This window comes from Paraburkholderia sp. EB58, assembly GCF_050436665.1.
Classification (GTDB): Bacteria; Pseudomonadota; Gammaproteobacteria; order Burkholderiales; family Burkholderiaceae; genus Paraburkholderia.
In genome coordinates, this window is record NZ_JBNDMQ010000034.1 from 43024 (window position 1) to 60355 (window position 17332).

Consider the following 17332-nt stretch of genomic DNA (forward strand, 5'->3'; position numbering starts at 1 on the left):
CCGTCTAGAGTGATACCCATCCGAACGCAACCGCCCGTATTGTCCGGACGGCGTTCTCAATATCCTTAGTAACCGGAGCCGACCATGAAAGTCATAGTGATTGGCGCACTGAAGGAGACGTCATGAGTCGTTCACCACAAGTTAGCCTCGACTACCCGATCTGGACGGCGCTCACTACCAGGCAGGCCCATCTTGGGCAGGGAGATGCGCTTGCCCGTCGGTACCATCCCGATGTGGCGCCTTTTGCCGCGTTGGCGTCCGAAACCCCAGCGGCCTATGAGGCGCTTCACCAGCTCCTGCTGCCTGGCGAACAAGTCGCTTTGCTGTCGCAGGATTCTGTCAGTCCAATCGATGCGCTGCAAACGACGCGAGTGGGCGATCTCCATCAAATGCTCGCCACGCAACACAAATCCGGCAGCGTGGATGATCAGGGGGTGATCGCCTTGAGTCACGCAGATGCAAAAGACATGCTCGATCTGGTCCAGAAGACCAAACCGGGTCCTTTCGCCAAGCGAACTCACGAGATGGGCAACTACATCGGGATTCGCGACCAGGGGCGTCTCATTGCGATGGCCGGCGAACGGATGTGCATCGACGGATACGTCGAGATAAGCGCTGTTTGCGTGGACGACGACTGGCGCGGGAGGGGGCTTGCCGGTCGGCTTGTGACGATATTGCGCAGGCAAATCGAGCAACGGGGGCAGACGCCGTTCCTGCACGTGCTTGGTGGCAACCGTCTCGCGATTGGCCTGTACGAACGCCTCGGGTTCGAGATACGTCGCACGTTCCAGCTTACCCGGATCGGGCATGCGGAGCCGGGCTCGGCTGTGGCGTCGAATAGTTAGTCGCGGGAGGTCGGGTAACAGGGAATTGGCGCACGGATCGAGGTGCATCGATGCGGACCCAATACCCCGGCAATGCCTGCATGAACGCCAGAAAGCAAAAAGCCCAGTCACGAGGACTGGGCTAAGTGCCTGAATCTATTGGTGCCCCCTGTCTGATTCGAACAGACCACCTCATGATTACAAGTCAAGTGCTCTACCAAATGAGCTAAGGGGGCGAAAGCAGCGCGCTATTATAAGCCAAGAAGAACGAGACCGCTACCTGGCAGGCGGCATCAATCAGTTACCATGTAGCTCTATTCGATATCCCTGTCATATCGGATCCCCCACCTCGCTCAATGACCCAACACCCCTCGCAGCACCCTACGCAAGCCCCCACGATTACGTGGCCTGAAGCCGACGGCCCGCGTACCGCCCGCTGGCGCTCGGAAGCGGCAGTGCCGCCGCCCAAACGCGTCGTCGTGGCCGATGACCGCACCACCGCCGACACCGCCTACCGCCTCGCCTGCGAAGGCACGGCCCTGCTGTGGCAAGGCGACTTTCAGAATGCCCGCCAGCTTTTGCAGGCGGTGACGCGCCGCGTCGAACGCAAGCCGCGCAAGCAGGCCGATACGCTGATCGACGCCTTCAATTTTCACCGCCAGGCGCAGTCGCAGCGCGCGCGCACGCTTGGCATGCTGCTGATCCCGCTCGACGCCACCTACACGATCCCGCTGCGCCGTGCTCCGGAGGTGCAGCAAGCCTGCACGGAGACCTACGGACCGCCGGCCGATGAAGCGTCCGTGGTTTCGCTGCGTGAGCTGCTCGGTCTGATCGGCGCGCACGAATGGCGCAAGAAGGGTGTGGAGATTCCCGTGCTCGGCGAGCGCATTCATCCGCACTACGGCGTGTTCTCGCCGGTGCGTGGTGAATACGTTGACCTGGTGGCGCGTACGCCGCTGCCGTCGTTGAACAAGGCGTTCGATATCGGCACCGGCACGGGCGTGCTCGCCGCCTTGCTGGCCAAACGCGGCGTGAAGAAGATCGTCGCCACCGACCAGGACCCGCGTGCGCTGGCGTGCGCGCGCGAGAATCTCGCGCGGCTCGGCTACACCCAGCAGGTTGATGTGATCGAGGCCGATCTGTTCCCCGAGGGCCGCGCGCCGCTCGTGATCTGCAATCCGCCCTGGGTGCCGGCGCGACCCGCGTCGCCCATCGAATACGCCATCTACGATATGGAGAGCCGCATGCTGCTCGGCTTCCTGAACGGTCTGGCGGAGCATCTGTCGCCCGGTGGCGAAGGCTGGCTGATCCTCTCGGACTTCGCCGAGCATTTGGGGCTGCGCACTCGGGAGTTTCTGCTCGCGGCGATCGACAAGGCCGGACTGACGGTCGTCGGACGGGAGGATATCCGTCCGCGTCATCCGAAGTCGTCGGATGAAACCGATCCGCTGCACGCCGCGCGCGTGGCGGAAGTGACGTCGCTGTGGCGTTTGAAGGCGCGCTAGAAGGCTGAACGTCCGCCTGCCTTCGAAGGCGGCCGCGAATCGTGCACGAACTGACGCGCCAACGTGGACGGTGAACCTGAGCGCGAGCGCGCCGTCAGTCCTGGCGGCCTCAACTCCCTGACCCAGCCACATAAGCTAGCGCCCCGCGTCCCGCCACCAGCCCGCTCGCGAAGCACGCAGTGAGCAGGTAACCGCCGGTCGGCGCCTCCCAATCGAGCATTTCGCCAGCGCAAAATACGCCTGGCAAATGCTCGATCATCAACCGTGAGTCCAGCGTCTCAAACGGAATGCCGCCTGCGCTGCTGATGGCTTCTGCAATTGGCCGAGGGCGCACGAGCTTCAACGGCAGCGCCTTGATCGTGCGGGCGAGGCGCGTCGTGTCGGCGAACGCCTCCTTCGAGAGTGCTTCGTGCAGTAGTCCGAGCTTGACCCCGGTGAGACCAATACGGCTGTGCAGATGACTCGACATCGAGCGTGAGCCACGCGGCCGGGTCACTTCGTCCAGCACGCGTTGTGCGGTAAGCCCCGGTAGGAGATCGAGCGTGATCGTCGCCTCTGCGTCGGCCCGCAACCGCTCGCGGATCGGCGCCGACAGCGCATACACCAGACTGCCCTCGATGCCGGTCTCGGTCACGACGAACTCACCTTGCCGATGCTGCACGTTGCCATCCACGTCGGTCAGCGTGATGGCCACGGGCTTCACCGGCTGTCCCGCGAAGCGCTCGCGGAAGTAGTCGCTCCAGGTCGCGTCGAAGCCGCAGTTCGCCGGACGTAACGGTTCGACCGGCACGTCGCGCGCGCTCATCAGGGGAACCCATGCCGCATCCGAGCCGAGACGCGGCCAGCTCGCGCCGCCCAGTGCCAACACCACGGCGTCGGTGGCCACTTGTTGCTCGCCGGTTGGCGTCATGAAACGCAGCGTGGGGCGCGCCGTGTCCGCAGCGACGTCGTTGTTCCATCCCACCCATTTGTGCCGCATGTGAAATCGCACGCCGGCCTCTTTCAGACGATGCAGCCAGGCGCGCAGCATCGGCGCCGCTTTCATGTCGGAGGGAAACACGCGTCCTGAACTTCCCACGAAGGTTTCGACACCGAGGCCCTGCAGCCAGGTCCGGAGCGCATCCGGGCCGAAAGCATCGAGTAGCGGCGCAATCTGCGGCTGTCTTGCGCCGTAGCGCCCAAGAAACGGCTCGAGCGCTTCCGAATGCGTGATGTTCATGCCGCCTTTGCCCGCCATCAGGAATTTACGTCCGACCGAGGGCATCGCATCGTACACGTCAACGTGCACGCCGCCCTCGGCTAACGCTTCGGCGGCCATCAGCCCGGCGGGGCCGCCGCCGATGACGGCGACACATGCGGAATCGGGCAAGGTGGACATCCTGTGCATTCGGGTGAGGGCGTGAGAGGGAGAAAATCGGTGTGCGCGGCCAGCTTGCCACGGCTCGCGTCGCGAAGCCCGCTATTTTCACACTGCACACAACTCCGGAGCAAACGAGGCACTTGCGCATGGCCTGGGACGGTGGCGGGACGCCGGTAATGCGAGACGCTGTTCCACGACGGCACGCCGCCCGTCGACGCGCCGCACGCGTGACGTAGGAGCCATCCTGATTCGGTGCGCCTCGCGGTCGAAGATCGTCGCGCGCACCGACGATTCAAACCGGCGAGTGCGCCGTCTCAGGCTCGTCGTGTTGGCCCGGTTTGGTCGGCAAAGGCTCGATTCGCCCGACTATCACGAGATAGCTGAACGCCCCCAGAAAACAGAATCCGCCTGCGACGATCAGCGGGATTGTGAATGAGCCCTTGGTCAGCGCGACCATTACCCCAGTAAAGGTGGTGATGACAATGCCGGCCAGATTCGACGCGAAGTTCTGAATGCCGCTGATCGATGCGACGTGGTATGGGGTGGGGGCGACGTCGGCGGGCAGCGACCAGATGCTCGCAGCGGCGAACGCGAGGCTGCCGTAGGAGATGCCGAAGAAAGCGAGCATCAGGTAGATGTCAGAGGTGAACGCCGACAAGGTAATCACCGACGACATCAGCATCCCGCCCACCATGCAGGTCTTGCGCGAAGCGGTGAGACTCCAGCCGCGCCGGTACAGCGCATCGGAGACGAAGCCGCCGAGCCAGCCGCCGGGAATCGAGATCAACGCCGGAATCATCCCGAGCGTGCCGAGCGATTTGAGCGAGAAGCCGCGCGTCTGCACCAGATAGCTCGGAAACCAGGTGATGAAAAAGTAGATCACGAAATTCAGGCAGAAGAAGCCGAGCATCATGCCCCACAGCGTGCGGTGGCGGAACAGCGATGCCCAGCTCGCGCGCGGCTCGTTGGCGCGTGCCTGCCGCTGCGGCACTACGTCTTCGGGGCCGGTCATGTCGCCGTGGGCGGGGCTGCGGTAGATCGCCAGCCAGCCGACAATCCATACCGCGCCGAGCAGGCCCGTGACAACAAACGACGCCTTCCACCCTGCAGTGCCGATGATCAACGCGACCACCGGAATCGACAGCGCCGAGCCGACCCGCGAACCGCTATCGAAGATGCTGGTGGCGATGGCGCGCTGCGCTGGCTTGAACCACTGCGCGACGAGCTTCGCGCAGGACGGGTAAGCACCCGCCTCGCCGATGCCGAGCATCAAGCGGCAGCCGAACATCGCACCGACGCTCGTCGTGACGGCAGTGGCGGCCGTGAACAGCGACCACCAGCCCACCGCCAGCGGCAGCGCGATGCGGGCGCCGACACGGTCGACGAACCAGCCGAACGGCATCTGCATGAACGCATAGGTCCAGAAAAAGCCGCTCAGGATAAGGCCCATTTCCGCAGGTCCGATGCCGAGCGCCTTTTCGATCTGCGGCGCGGCGACCGCGAGATTGGCGCGGTCGACGTAATTGACTGCAATTGCCAGAAAACACAGAAAAATCACGACCCAACGCATTTTCCTCATGACAACGTCTCCTCCGTGGGCGGCATCCCTGGTGTGGATTGCGCGGTCCGCTTCGATGCCGGGCGGGCGGTGCATCTGCTGTGCGTCCCGCTCTGCCGGCGAGACTGCCTTGCGTGCGTGCTTAAATCGTCTGACTAGTTGCCGATAATAGGAGGGTGCCGTCATACTGGTCAAGCCAGTTTATGACGCTGCACCTGCGCACTTTCTGGAGGAAATAGGAGAGCCGCGCTCGAAGGACATCGCGCGATTCCTGAGCCGCTCGAAGCGTGCGACCCGTTGCGGGCGCATGTTGCGACGCAGCGTTATCCGAAGCTTTTTTATTTATACACGTCTGATCATCCAATCAAAGCACTGAGCGCGGCCGCGCTGCTGCGAGTTGCGGCCTGGGTGAGTTTGCTCACCTGCTCAGCACTACCCCGAGCCTTAGCCCGGATACTCCTCATCGACCTTGAGTCCAGCGAGCTTGAAAATCACACGCAGCGTTTGTGGCTTGATATCGCGCCGCGACGCGAGCGTGGTCATGACGAAATCGAGGACTTTCGCGTACTTGAGCATGGTCAGACAGGTTTCGAGGTCGACGCTGCCATCGCGCATCAACTCGGCGAGGCGCAGCATCTCGACGGAGATGTCACGCGCCATTTCTAGTTCGAGCTGCTGTTTCTCTGTCCACGCAGGTGTCGCCAATAGCTTGGTCAACAGTTCCTGGAACTTCTGTTCGGCGTTGCCGTTGGGTATCGTGTCCATTGCCGCCTCATTCTTTTCTGAGCGCGCTTCCCCTTGAGATCGCGGCGCGCTGCAGGTTACGTAACGTTCGTTCCCGTGTTCCGGGTCCGACCTCCCCACACGCATGCGGTTTGCCTGAACGAACTGGCGGCCGGCTGCGTGTCATTGTTGTTCATGCGGCCGGCCGTTGGGCCTTGGCCGCATGCTTCGCTTGCTGCGCGTCTCACGTTGTGCTTTGCCTACCTTCGCGCGCCCTTTTTAGAGCAGGAAGTGTTCCAGGAAAACGTGGTTTGCGCGTCGTTGGCGGCAATCAATCGGTGGGTGTGCCGCGCTTTGGGTAAACTGGCAGCAACTTCTCTCTTTTTCCGTCGCCTGTCGCACGTTCGCCGTGCAATCGATGGCGGTCCGTACGATGTCTAGCAAAACTCACGAAATTCGCCCCAACCAATCTGTCGAACTGCTGAAGGAACTGCATATCCTGACGCGCGACGGCAAAATGAATCAGGACAGCCGCCGCAAGCTGAAACAGGTCTATCACCTGTTCCAGTTCATTGAGCCGCTGCTGAAAGATCTGAAAGAAACCAAGGGCGACCTGACCCTCGTCGATCACGGCGCCGGCAAGTCGTATCTTGGTTTTATCCTGTATGACCTGTTTTTCAAGGAGCAACAGGATAATTCGCACATCTACGGCATCGAGACGCGCGAAGAACTCGTGACGAGTTCCGAGGCGCTGGCGGAGCGGCTCGGCTTCAAGGGGATGTCGTTTCTGAATCTGTCCGTGGCGGATTCGATTACTTCGGACCGCTTGCCGCCCACCATCGATATCGTCACGGCGCTGCACGCGTGCAACACCGCGACGGACGACGCGATTCGCTTCGCGTTACAGAAACACGCGAAATACATCGTGGTGGTGCCGTGCTGTCAGGCCGAAGTGGCCGGTGTGCTGCGTCAGAACAAGAGCAAGTCGCTCGGCAACGCGTTGACGGAAATCTGGCGCCATCCGCTGCACACGCGGGAATTCGGCAGCCAGATCACCAACGTGTTGCGCTGTCTGCAACTCGAGGCGCACGGCTACCAGGTGAGCGTCACCGAGCTGGTGGGCTGGGAGCATTCGATGAAGAACGAACTCATCATCGCCCAGTACAAGGACTTGCCGCGGCGTCGGCCGACGGAGCGCCTGAATGAGGTGATGGAGACGCTCGGGCTGGCGGACCTGCGCGAGCGGTTTTTCGTCGAGGCTTGATGGGGCCTAAGGAGGCCTGAGCATATTGAAGTAGGCGGGCTGGATTCCGCCTGCCGCGAAGCGCCGCGGCTTATTCGTCAGCCGGCTCCGGCTCGCTCATCCACTTTTCCCAGCCGGTTAATCCAAGCCGGCGCAGCGTTTCCTGATTGCGTTCATAGATATCCGCGGCGTCGGGAAACGCATCCACCGCGCGCTCGATGCTCGCTTCCCGCAGCAAATGCAGGATCGGATACGGGGCCCGATTCGTGTAGTTCTCAATATCGTCAGCCTCGCTGCCTTCGAACTGATACTGCGGATGAAAGCTCGCGATCTGTAGTTCGCCTTCGAGGCGCAATTGCTTGAGCATGCGCTCCGCGAAAAACAGACAGTCGTTGTACTCGATGAAATCGGCGAGTGCGTGCGGGAGGATCAGCAGCGTGGTATCCACCTCGGCTGGGTCGGCCTGCGCTAGCGCTTGCAATTCGTTTTCGAGATCCGTCAGGACGCCTTCCAGATCGGTCGCTTCGCTGATCGCGTAGCGGATCTGGTTCTTCACGTGCACGGCCTTGGCGAACGGACACAGGTTCAGGCCGATGACCGCACGGGTTAGCCAGTGACGGGTCGCGGCAAGGATGGCGGCGTGGGAGTCGGTGGACGGCGGCATGACGGGGCAACGTGCTGAAAACGCCATTTTACCGGCGGCGCGGGTTGCAACCATCCATCCCGGGTGTCTACCGAGCGGAGTGGAAATGTCTAAACGCCGCCCGCTGTCTTTAAACAAGCCGCCGCGATCAACTGTGCCGCTACGCGAGGCGCGGCCAGAATCGGTCCACAACCGGGCCCGTAAGTCTGGCTCGCCGCATACACGCCTTCGATCAGCAACCCGAGCGCGTTGGCCAACGCCACGGGGTCATCGGCGCCGGCCTCGGTGGTGAGGGCGGTGATGCGCGCCATCAGGCGCGCCTTGTTGCCGGCCACAAAGCGCCTCGCTGCATGGGATGCGTCCGGAAACTCGACTGCGACATTCACAAACGGGCATCCGCGATAGCGTTCGTCCGACGCGCGCACGGTCAGGTCATCGAAGTACTGCAAAAGCTGTTTGGCCGGCTCGCCCGGATGTTTGGCGAAGCTCGCTTCGACGTAGGCAAAGAAGCGCGTGTCCTGGCGCTCGAGGTAAGCGAGCACTAGGTCGTCCTTCGAGGAAAACTGGCGGTACAGGCTCATCTTGTTGACGCCAGCCCGCTCGACGACCGCATCGACGCCCACCGCGCGCACGCCCTCCTCATAGAACAACTCGCCGGCAGCCTGCAGCAGATGCTCCTGTGCTTGCGGCCCGGTCGTCTGGGTGCGGGTACGACGGGCCGCCTTGCCCGGCGTTGCGGTTTCGCGCTGTGACATGGTGATTCCACCTTCGGTGGTCGATGCCTTGACATGTTACCGAGCGGTAACTAATATCGCAACACCATTGTGACTGATCTGTCACAAGTCCTTTACGAAAGCCGTAACAATAAGTGGGGCGCCAACGTCCGATGGACCGGGCGCCGACCGGAGATCCGATGAACTGGGCAGCGAGAATGATTGGTGGGCGCTTCCACTACGGCTGGTTGACCGTGGCGGTGGTGTTTCTGGTGTTGCTGGCCGCGGCGGGAACGCGCGCGACGCCCAGCGTGATGATGGTGCCGCTCGAGCATCAGTTGGGCTGGAGCCGGGCGACCATCTCGCTCGCGATCTCGGTGAATATCGCGCTCTACGGCCTGATGGGGCCGTTTGCGGCGGCGGCGATGCAGCGTTTCGGCGTCCGTCCGACCGTGCTGATCGCACTCGGTACGATGGCAGCGGGCGTGGCGCTGTCGTCGATGATGACGCATCCGTGGCAGATGATCCTGATCTGGGGCGTGATGGTGGGCGGTTCGACCGGCGTGGCGGCCCTCTCGCTGTCGGCGACGGTGGTGAACCGTTGGTTCACCACGCATCGTGGGCTAGTGATGGGTATCCTCACCGCCAGTTCGGCGACCGGTCAGCTGGTGTTCCTGCCTTTGCTGGCGGCGATTGCGGAGCATCACGGCTGGCGCCCGGTGGTCTGGGTGGTCGCCGGCGCGGCGGCGATCGTGTTGCCGCTGGTCTTGTTCCTGCTGCCCGAGCGTCCCGCCGACCTGACGCTGCGCCCGTTCGGCGAGCCGGCCGACGCACCGCTTAACACCCAGGTCTCAAAGCAGAACCCGCTGGCGATTGCCTTCGGCACACTCGCGATGGCCAGCAAGACGCGCGACTTCTGGCTGCTGTTTTTCAGCTTCTTCATTTGCGGTGCGAGCACGAACGGCTACGTCGGCACGCATCTGATCGCCATGTGCAGCGACCACGGCTTGACCGAAGTGCAGGGCGCATCGCTGCTGGCGGCAATGGGCATCTTCGATCTGTTCGGCACGACACTGTCGGGCTGGCTGTCGGACCACTTCAACAACCGCGTGCTGCTATTCTGGTACTACGGCTTGCGCGGGTTGTCGCTGATGTATCTGCCGCATGCGTTCGGCATCGACTTCTTCGGCCTGCCGATCTTCGCGTTGTTCTACGGTCTCGACTGGATCGCTACTGTCCCGCCGACAGTGCGCCTTGCGACCGATGTCTACGGCAAGGAAGCGGCGCCGGTGGTATTCGGCTGGGTGGTGGCGGGACACCAGCTCGGCGCGGCCTTCGCAGCGCTCGGCGCCGGGATGTTGCGCGCGAGCCTCGGCACTTACACGGTGGCGTCGATGATCTCGGGCGGCCTGTGTCTCGTTGCATCGGTGATCGTGCTGCGCATCAACCGGGGCGAGCGTCCGGTCGTACCGCAACCGGCATAGGGCAGGCGCAGCGCTGTGGGCCGGCCGGCGTTTTGCGGCCTGCCTCCCGGCAGCTCTTCGAATGCGCTTTATCAGTCCATCTTGAAGCACACGTGGCAAAGCCCGGTTATGCTATGTGGCCCCGGGCAGCCGCCCGTCGATCATGAATTTCGACTGAGAGAAGCGCATGACCAACAAACCCGCCCCAACCGCAGTTCCCCTTCATGAACTGATTGCAGGCCGCTGGAGCCCGCGCGCGTATTCGAGCGAGCCGGTTAGCCGGGACCACCTGCATGCGGTTCTTGAAGCGGCCCGCTGGGCGCCTTCGTCGTACAACTCGCAACCGTGGCGTTTCGTCGTGTTTGATCGCAGCACCGACGAAGTCTCGTTCAAGCGCGCTTTCGCTACGCTGGTGCCATTCAACCAGGGCTGGAACGGGCCGGCGCCGGTGCTGATCGCCGTGACGACGCACACGCGCACCAACAAGGGGGAAGTGAACCGTTGCGCGGCCTACGATGCGGGCGCAGCCGCGATGGCGCTGGTGCTGCAAGCCCACGCGCTGGGTCTCGCCGCGCACCAGATGAGCGGCTTTGATGTTCCTGCGTTCCGCAAGGCGTTCATCATCCCCGACGACGTCGACGTCATCTCGATGATTTCGCTTGGCCACTACGGCGAAATCGAGAAGCTCGACCCGGTGCTGCGCGAGCGCGAGAAGTCGGTGCGTACGCGTTTTCCGCTGGGCGAGATTGCTTATAGCGGTGTGTGGAAGAAGGGTTTTTGAGCGGTTTGCCAGCGTGGACCCACTGAGCCGGTGTTGACGGCGTAATTAGTCAGATGAGAAACGCGCGGTCCGCCATGCCGCGCGTTTTTTAATTCACTCGTCGTCAGCCAGCGCCGATAGCGGTGCGGCGACGCTTTCGAGCGATTTCCGCTCCGCATCGACGCCCCAGATCGCGGCCACTACCGCCGCGCCAACCATGAGCGCCGAGCCGACCAGATAACCGGTGAAGACCTCGCTGCGTTGATGCGTATCGATCAGTCGTCCGAAGAATGCCGGCCCGGCAATGCCGCCGAGCGCAGTGCCGAACGCATAGAACACGGCAATCGCCAGCGCGCGGATCTCCAGCGGAAACGATTCGCTCACCGTCAGATAGGCGGAACTGGCCGCCGCCGAGGCGAAGAAGAAAATCACCATCCACGCGATGGTTTGTGTGACGACGGTGAGTAGATTGTGTTCGAACAGATAGCCGCTGATGGTGAGCAAAATGCCTGATAGTGCATAAGTTGTCGCGATCATGGTGCGTCGGCCGATCACGTCGAAGAGACGCCCCAAAACCAGTGGCCCGAGAAAATTGCCGAGGGCGAACGGCAGCAGATACCAGCCGATATGGTCACCCGGCACGTGATAGAAATCCGTGAGCACCAGCGCGTAAGTGAAAAAGATGGCGTTGTAGAAGAACGCCTGCGCGGTCATCATCGATAGTCCAACCAGCGCGCGGCGCCGGTGCAACGTGAAGATAGCGTGGAAGACTTCGCCGAGCGGCGTGTGGTCCCGCGTTCTTAGACGCAGTCGACGGAGTGGTTCATCCGTCAAACGATGTCCGGCGCGGTGAAAGCGAGTTTCGATGCCTTCGACGATCGTCGTTGCTTCACGCGCCTCGCCATGCGTGAGCAGCCAGCGCGGACTTTCGGGGACCCAGGCGCGCATCGGCAGGATGGCGAGCGCGAGCACGGCGCCGATGAAGAAGCACGCGCGCCAGCCCCAGTCGGTTGGCAGCAGGTGCGGATCGAGCAGCACTAATGAGCCGGCCGCACCAATCGCGGCGCCCACCCAAAACGTGCCATTGATGCCTAGATCGGTCCAGCCGCGCACGCGTGCAGGCGTAAATTCCTGGATCGTGGAGTTGATTGCCGTGTACTCGCCGCCGATACCCGCACCGGTCAGGAAGCGAAACAGAAGGAAGCTCGCCAGGTTCCACGACAGCGCCGTGGCTGCGGTGGCCGCCAGGTAGAGCGTTAGCGTGATGAAGAACAGCTTGCGTCGGCCGAGGCGGTCGGTAAGCCAGCCGAAGCCGAGCGCACCGAGCACCGCTCCGGCGATATAGGCGCTGCCGGTCAGGCCCACGTCACTGTTGGTAAAGTGCAGCGTCGGGCTGGCCTTCAGGGCGCTGGCCACCGCGCCGGCCAGCGTCACCTCCAGGCCGTCGAGCAGCCAGGTCACACCGAGGGCGACCACAATCAGCGAATGGAATTGCCCCCAGGGCAGGCGGTCGAGCCGCGACGGCAGGTCGGTTTCGATCACGGTGCGAGGATTTTCCTGCACCGCTGCGGTGGACGGCTCGGTCATTGCGATAGGTCTCCTATCCCATGCAAGGCGGTCGGGAAATTTGAATGGCGTATCCTGTGCGAATGAGCAATTTTTGTTCCCCTGAACCGGCACACGTTTGCGCGCATTTCTCGCCGCGAAACGCCCGACCGTCCCAACTTTTGTTGCTTTCTGTCGCAGTTGATACTCTGCGCCGTTTCGTGATACAAAGCCCGTCCCCTTCCTGTCCGCGCCAGCCGTGAGCGGCGATTTCTGCCATGACCTATTGCGCGATTGACTTCGGCACCTCGAATTCGGCAGTCGCCGTGCCTGACGGCACGGCGTTGCGGCTTGCGCCGGTCGAAGGTGCCTACACGACGCTGCCTACAGCCGTCTTCTTCAATACCGACGAGAACACCCGCGGCTTCGGCCGCGCTGCGCTCGAAGCGTATGTCGACGGCTTCGACGGCCGGCTGATGCGCTCGATGAAGAGCATCCTCGGCTCGCCTCTGGCGGAAAACTCTACCGACCTCGGCGACGGCTCGGCGATCAAGTACACCGAAGTGATCGCGATTTTTGTCGACCACCTGAAGCGCTCGGCCGAAGCCAGCGCCGGCGGCCCGATCAGCCGCGCGGTGCTGGGCCGCCCGGTGTTCTTCGTCGACGACGATCCGCGCGCCGACCAGCTCGCGCAACAGCAGCTGGAAGCGGCCGCGCGCTCGGTGGGCTTAAAGGAGATCCATTTCCAGTACGAACCGATTGCCGCAGCGTTCGACTACGAGTCGCATCTGACGGAAGAGGGGCTGGTGTTGGTGGCCGACATCGGCGGCGGTACGTCGGACTTCTCGTTGGTGCGGGTGGGGCCGGAGCGCGTGAAACGCGTCGAACGCAAGGACGACGTGCTGGCGCATCACGGCGTGCACGTGGCCGGTACGGACTTCGACCGCCGCGTCGAGCTTGCCACCATCCTGCGGGAATTGGGTTATCAGACGCTCGATCCGGAAGGGCGCGAGATTCCGAACCGGGTCTATTTCGACCTCGCCACGTGGCACCTGATCAACACGGTCTATGCCCCCAAGCGGGTCAGTGAACTCGTGCTGATGCGGCATCTATTTAGCAACGTCCGCCACCACGACCGCCTGATGCGGGTGGTCGACCGGCGTTTGGGGCACGCGCTGGCGGCTCACGCGGAAGAAGCGAAGATCGGCGTAGCAGCGGGCGGCGAGACCATGATCGATCTGGAACTGGTGGAAGACGATCTGCGCCTCGCGTTCGACGAAGCGCAATTGATCAAGGCGGGTCACGACGAGACGCTGCGCATCGTGCAGGCGGCGCGGGATACCGTACAGGCGGCTGGCGTGGCACCCCGCGATGTGGGCGCGATTTACTTCACTGGCGGCTCGACTGGTCTCGCGTTTCTTTCCGGCGCGCTGTCCGCGGCGTTTCCGGATGCGCGGCCGGTGTTCGGAGATCGCCTCGCCAGCGTGGCCACGGGCCTCGGCATTCACGCGCGGCGCGTGTTCGGTTAAGCGGCTCGCGCGGGCGTCGCGCCGCGCGCGATGCTCTGCTGGACGTTTCAATTCAGTTCAGCTTCACTTCCCACTCGACGCTTCCGGCGCGTTTTCATCAGACGTAAAAAAACCCCGCGGCGAGGCGGGGTTTTTCTTCGCGTCCAGAAGGAAGCGCGCGCTTACACCGGCTTGATGTTCGCTGCTTGCTTGCCCTTCGGGCCCGTCTTCACTTCAAACGTGACCTTTTGGTTTTCTTGCAGCGTCTTGAAGCCTTCCGTGCGGATTTCCGAGAAATGCGCGAACAGATCTTCGCCGCCGCCGTCGGGAGTGATGAAGCCAAAGCCCTTTGCGTCATTGAACCACTTGACGGTACCGGTTTCCATATTACTTGTTCCTAAAGATGGTAAATAAGGCCGAAGCCCAGAGGGTGCATGAAAATCAAGGAAGGGGGTAATGGGACCAACCGGAGTACCGTTGATGGGCGAACTACGAAAGACCAATTCACTCGCCGCTTGAAATCCTGCCCGAACGTTATACGGCGATTTCGAGAGAAGGTCAACTGTATCTGCACATCTTTACAAGGTTTTTAGGGCCAGGCGGAAGTGGTGCTTACAAAACTTGCGGGCCCCTTAATTTTTTGTTAGGGATAACCCTGGCTTCGCTGCACTCGCGCGGTGCAACCCGTTAAACTACGCGCCGCGCAGGGGTTGCACCTCATTCTAGGTATAAGCTCTTGCCCAATCATGGCCGTCACCCGTCTCCAGCGTCACAAGCAATGCCGCGGTGCCGACATGTTTCAGACCGCATTGCATGGGACCGGAGTAAGCGCTAAGGCACGAACTCCGGTCGACAAGGAGAAGACGTGAAGAGTTCTATTCAACGGAACATTGGCCCGTTCGCGCTGTTGCTCACCGGCCTCGGTTCGATCATCGGATCGGGCTGGCTGTTCGGCGCGTGGAAGGCGGCAAAAATTGCCGGTCCAGCAGCCATTTGTGCCTGGGTCATCGGCGCAGTGGTGATTCTGGCGATTGCGCTCACCTATGCGGAGCTTGGCGCAATGTTCCCCGAGTCGGGCGGCATGGTGCGCTACGCGCGCTATTCGCACGGCGCACTGGTCGGGTTCATCAGCGCATGGGCCAACTGGATCGCCATCGTCTCGGTGATTCCAATTGAAGCCGAAGCTTCGATTCAATACATGAGTACCTGGCCGTATCCATGGGCGCATGCATTGTTCGTCAACGGGTCATTAACCACTAATGGGTTATTACTTTCGGCGATCCTCGTGATTATCTATTTCATGCTGAACTATTGGGGTGTGAAGTTGTTTGCACGCGCCAATTCCGCAATCACGATCTTCAAGTTTATTATTCCCGCGGCGACGATTGCCGGTCTGATGTTCACCGGTTTTCACCACGAGAACTTCGGCGAGGCGAGTACGTTCGCGCCATACGGCTGGTCGGCCGTGTTCACGGCGGTGGCGACGAGCGGTATCGTGTTCGCATTCAACGGTTTCCAGAGCCCGATCAACCTGGCTGGCGAAGCGCGTAACCCTTCACGCAGCGTGCCGTTCGCGGTGATCGGCTCGATCCTGCTGGCGCTCGTGATTTACGTGCTGCTGCAGATTGCGTATATCGGCGCGGTGAATCCGGCTGACGTGATGAAGGGCTGGAGCCACTTCAGCTTCGCGTCGCCGTTCGCTGAGCTGGCGCTCGCGCTGAACCTGAACTGGCTGGCGTTCCTTCTGTACGTCGACGCGTTCGTCAGCCCCAGCGGCACGGGCACGACCTACATGGCGACGACGAGCCGCATGATCTACGCCATGGAGCGCAACAACACGATGCCGAAGATGTTCGGCAATGTGCATCCGATCTACGGCGTGCCGCGTCAGGCGATGTGGTTCAACCTGCTGGTTTCATTCATCTTCCTGTTCTTCTTCCGCGGCTGGAGTTCGCTGGCGGCGGTGATTTCGGTGGCGACGGTGATTTCGTACCTGACGGGTCCGATCAGCCTGATGGCCCTGCGCCGCGCGGCAACCGATCTGGATCGTCCGCTGCACATTCCGGGCATGAAGATCATCGCGCCGTTCGCATTCGTCTGCGCGTCGATGGTGCTGTTTTGGGCGAAGTGGCCGCTGACAGGTGAAATCATCCTGTTGATGATCGTCGCGTTGCCGGTGTACTTCTACTTCCAGGCGAAGTCGGGCTTTAGCGGCTATCAGCGTGACCTGAAGGCTGCGTGGTGGCTGGTGGCCTACCTGCCGGTGATGGCGATCCTGTCGCTGATTGGCAGCAAGCAGTTCGGCGGCCATAACATTCTGCCGTACGGCTGGGACATGCTGGTGGTGGCCGTGGTCGCGCTGGTTTTCTATTACTGGGGCGTGAATGCCGGTTATCGCAGCGATTACCTCGATGAGCGTCAGGTCCATGACGAAGTGCTCGAAGGGATGGGCGCGCACTGATCGTCAGCGCTGCTGAACCCTTGGCCCGGATGCTGTTCCGGGACGCAAAAAGCCCGCCTGAGTGAAATCAGGCGGGCTTTTTGTTTGTCGGCGAGGGTGCAGCCCAGGTACCGCAGGTGGCGCGCCTGGCTGTCAACTGTTAAGCGGTGCCGAACACGTAGTTCGTCATCGCCAGCGCCTTCTGGTACGTCCCGAGCGACTGGATCCCGAGTGTGTAGTCGTCGTCCGCAGCGCCGAGCGCCGCGAATATCGGCAACAGATGCTCGTCGGTTGGATGCATCAGCACCGCGTGCGGCGCCTGGCGCCGGTAGTCGAGCAGCGCATCGATATCGTGCGCGTCCAGCTTCGCTTCGAACCAGTCGGTGAATTCGGTGACGCGCGGGTCGGCATCTTCGGGCCGGGCCGAAAAGTCGGCGGCGCGCAGATTGTGCGTGATCTGGCCGGAGCCGATCACCATCACCCCGTCATCCTTCAGCGCCCGCAGTGCGCGGCCGACGCGAAAGTGGTGGGCCGCATCCATGTGCGGCTGGATCGACAGCTGGGCCACCGGCACGTCCGCGTGCGGGAACATCAGCAGCATGGGCACCCATGCGCCGTGATCGAGACCGTGCGACTGCGTGTTGGCCAGCAGGCCGTGCTCGTTGAGCATGACGGCGGCCCGTCGCGCGACATCCGGTGCGCCCGGCGCAGGATATTGGATCTCGTACAACTGACGGGGAAAGCCGTAAAAATCGTGGATGGTCTCCGGCTGGGCGGCGGTGCTCGCCAGCGGCTGGGCGGTGCCCCAGTGGGCCGACAGCATCAGGATGGCTTCAGGACGCGGCACCTGCGCAGAAAGCGCAGCGAATTCGGCCCGCGGCATGGAGGGGTCGATCGGCAGCGTCGGGGCGCCGTGGGACAGGAAAAGCGACGGCAAGCGGGTCATGGCAACGAAGTCCACAGCGAGTGCGGCTTGTAAATTGGCTTGTTACCAATATACGGGCGTACTGCGGTTTGATAAACGGCTGAAACTGGATTTGATTGCGT

Annotated in this window: 15 protein-coding genes and 1 tRNA gene; 7 read left to right on the top strand and 9 right to left on the bottom strand. The window is 62.3% G+C overall.

From position 1 onward, the window contains the following. Positions 1-122: 122 nt before the first annotated feature. Entirely contained in the window at positions 123-845 is a 723-nt protein-coding gene (locus P3T40_RS34840) for a GNAT family N-acetyltransferase (RefSeq protein ID WP_429272249.1), read from the top strand. 139 nt (positions 846-984) lie between these two features. Here P3T40_RS34840 and P3T40_RS34845 read toward each other — a convergent pair. Further along, positions 985-1060, bottom strand: a tRNA-Thr gene (locus P3T40_RS34845). Between the two features lie 120 nt (positions 1061-1180). Here P3T40_RS34845 and P3T40_RS34850 point away from each other — a divergent pair. Further along, a complete protein-coding gene (locus P3T40_RS34850) occupies positions 1181-2329 on the top strand; it encodes a methyltransferase (RefSeq protein ID WP_429272250.1) in 1149 nt (382 codons plus the stop codon). A gap of 109 nt (positions 2330-2438) precedes the next feature. Here P3T40_RS34850 and P3T40_RS34855 read toward each other — a convergent pair whose 3' ends face one another. The 3 genes from P3T40_RS34855 to P3T40_RS34865 all read right to left on the bottom strand — a co-directional run bounded on the left by P3T40_RS34855 (position 2439) and on the right by P3T40_RS34865 (position 6012). Then, complete coding sequence (locus P3T40_RS34855; RefSeq protein WP_429272251.1) at positions 2439-3707, bottom strand: TIGR03862 family flavoprotein; 1269 nt, start codon at positions 3705-3707, stop codon at positions 2439-2441. A 274-nt stretch (positions 3708-3981) separates the two neighbouring features. Beyond that, on the bottom strand, positions 3982-5268 hold the full coding sequence (locus P3T40_RS34860; protein WP_429272252.1) for an MFS transporter: 1287 nt from the start codon (positions 5266-5268) through the stop codon (positions 3982-3984). Between the two features lie 423 nt (positions 5269-5691). Next, entirely contained in the window at positions 5692-6012 is a 321-nt protein-coding gene (locus P3T40_RS34865; protein WP_429272253.1) for a DNA-binding protein, read from the bottom strand. Positions 6013-6403: 391 nt separating this feature from the next. Here P3T40_RS34865 and P3T40_RS34870 point away from each other — a divergent pair, with 391 nt between their 5' ends. Beyond that, the gene (locus P3T40_RS34870; protein WP_429272254.1) at positions 6404-7234 is read left to right on the top strand and encodes a class I SAM-dependent methyltransferase; all 831 of its coding nucleotides are present in this window, start codon (positions 6404-6406) and stop codon (positions 7232-7234) included. A gap of 70 nt (positions 7235-7304) precedes the next feature. On the opposite strand, the gene P3T40_RS34875 is transcribed toward P3T40_RS34870, so the two are convergent. Both P3T40_RS34875 and P3T40_RS34880 read right to left on the bottom strand, forming a co-directional pair. Then, complete coding sequence (locus tag P3T40_RS34875) at positions 7305-7877, bottom strand: DUF1415 domain-containing protein (RefSeq protein WP_429272255.1); 573 nt, start codon at positions 7875-7877, stop codon at positions 7305-7307. Between the two features lie 89 nt (positions 7878-7966). Then, a complete protein-coding gene (locus P3T40_RS34880) occupies positions 7967-8611 on the bottom strand; it encodes a TetR/AcrR family transcriptional regulator (RefSeq protein ID WP_429272256.1) in 645 nt (214 codons plus the stop codon). 158 nt (positions 8612-8769) lie between these two features. Here P3T40_RS34880 and P3T40_RS34885 point away from each other — a divergent pair, with 158 nt between their 5' ends. Both P3T40_RS34885 and P3T40_RS34890 read left to right on the top strand, forming a co-directional pair. After that, positions 8770-10053, top strand: coding sequence for an MFS transporter (locus tag P3T40_RS34885; RefSeq protein WP_429272257.1), 1284 nt, complete (start codon positions 8770-8772; stop codon positions 10051-10053). 166 nt (positions 10054-10219) lie between these two features. After that, on the top strand, positions 10220-10813 hold the full coding sequence (locus P3T40_RS34890) for a nitroreductase family protein (protein ID WP_429272258.1): 594 nt from the start codon (positions 10220-10222) through the stop codon (positions 10811-10813). A gap of 93 nt (positions 10814-10906) precedes the next feature. On the opposite strand, the gene P3T40_RS34895 is transcribed toward P3T40_RS34890, so the two are convergent. Continuing rightward, positions 10907-12379 (bottom strand): MFS transporter, encoded by a 1473-nt coding sequence (locus P3T40_RS34895; RefSeq protein ID WP_429272259.1) that lies wholly within the window; start codon positions 12377-12379, stop codon positions 10907-10909. Between the two features lie 236 nt (positions 12380-12615). On the opposite strand from P3T40_RS34895, the gene P3T40_RS34900 reads away from it, so the two are divergent. Continuing rightward, positions 12616-13866 carry an Hsp70 family protein gene (locus P3T40_RS34900; protein ID WP_429272260.1) on the top strand — a complete coding sequence of 417 codons (1251 nt, stop codon included), beginning with the start codon at positions 12616-12618 and terminating at the stop codon, positions 13864-13866. A gap of 161 nt (positions 13867-14027) precedes the next feature. Here P3T40_RS34900 and P3T40_RS34905 read toward each other — a convergent pair whose 3' ends face one another. After that, positions 14028-14231 (bottom strand): cold-shock protein, encoded by a 204-nt coding sequence (locus P3T40_RS34905; protein ID WP_007180251.1) that lies wholly within the window; start codon positions 14229-14231, stop codon positions 14028-14030. Positions 14232-14710: 479 nt separating this feature from the next. Between P3T40_RS34905 and P3T40_RS34910 the strand changes: the two genes are divergently transcribed. Next, entirely contained in the window at positions 14711-16306 is a 1596-nt protein-coding gene (locus P3T40_RS34910) for an APC family permease (protein ID WP_429272261.1), read from the top strand. Between the two features lie 139 nt (positions 16307-16445). On the opposite strand, the gene P3T40_RS34915 is transcribed toward P3T40_RS34910, so the two are convergent. Beyond that, positions 16446-17231 (bottom strand): DODA-type extradiol aromatic ring-opening family dioxygenase, encoded by a 786-nt coding sequence (locus P3T40_RS34915; protein ID WP_429272262.1) that lies wholly within the window; start codon positions 17229-17231, stop codon positions 16446-16448. Between the last annotated feature and the right edge of the window lie 101 nt (positions 17232-17332).

Excerpts from the sequence above, each read along its gene's own strand:
- P3T40_RS34850 (WP_429272250.1), top strand. The coding sequence starts at position 1,181 with ATGACCCAACACCCCTCGCAGCACCCTACGCAAGCCCCCACGATTACG.
- P3T40_RS34870 (WP_429272254.1), top strand. The coding sequence starts at position 6,404 with ATGTCTAGCAAAACTCACGAAATTCGCCCCAACCAATCTGTCGAACTG.
- P3T40_RS34915 (WP_429272262.1), bottom strand. The coding sequence starts at position 17,231 with ATGACCCGCTTGCCGTCGCTTTTCCTGTCCCACGGCGCCCCGACGCTG.
- P3T40_RS34900 (WP_429272260.1), top strand. The coding sequence starts at position 12,616 with ATGACCTATTGCGCGATTGACTTCGGCACCTCGAATTCGGCAGTCGCC.
- P3T40_RS34840 (WP_429272249.1), top strand. The coding sequence starts at position 123 with ATGAGTCGTTCACCACAAGTTAGCCTCGACTACCCGATCTGGACGGCG.
- P3T40_RS34875 (WP_429272255.1), bottom strand. The coding sequence starts at position 7,877 with ATGCCGCCGTCCACCGACTCCCACGCCGCCATCCTTGCCGCGACCCGT.
- P3T40_RS34865 (WP_429272253.1), bottom strand. The coding sequence starts at position 6,012 with ATGGACACGATACCCAACGGCAACGCCGAACAGAAGTTCCAGGAACTG.
- P3T40_RS34885 (WP_429272257.1), top strand. The coding sequence starts at position 8,770 with ATGAACTGGGCAGCGAGAATGATTGGTGGGCGCTTCCACTACGGCTGG.
- P3T40_RS34905 (WP_007180251.1), bottom strand. The coding sequence starts at position 14,231 with ATGGAAACCGGTACCGTCAAGTGGTTCAATGACGCAAAGGGCTTTGGC.
- P3T40_RS34890 (WP_429272258.1), top strand. The coding sequence starts at position 10,220 with ATGACCAACAAACCCGCCCCAACCGCAGTTCCCCTTCATGAACTGATT.
- P3T40_RS34880 (WP_429272256.1), bottom strand. The coding sequence starts at position 8,611 with ATGTCACAGCGCGAAACCGCAACGCCGGGCAAGGCGGCCCGTCGTACC.
- P3T40_RS34895 (WP_429272259.1), bottom strand. The coding sequence starts at position 12,379 with ATGACCGAGCCGTCCACCGCAGCGGTGCAGGAAAATCCTCGCACCGTG.
- P3T40_RS34855 (WP_429272251.1), bottom strand. The coding sequence starts at position 3,707 with ATGTCCACCTTGCCCGATTCCGCATGTGTCGCCGTCATCGGCGGCGGC.
- P3T40_RS34860 (WP_429272252.1), bottom strand. The coding sequence starts at position 5,268 with ATGAGGAAAATGCGTTGGGTCGTGATTTTTCTGTGTTTTCTGGCAATT.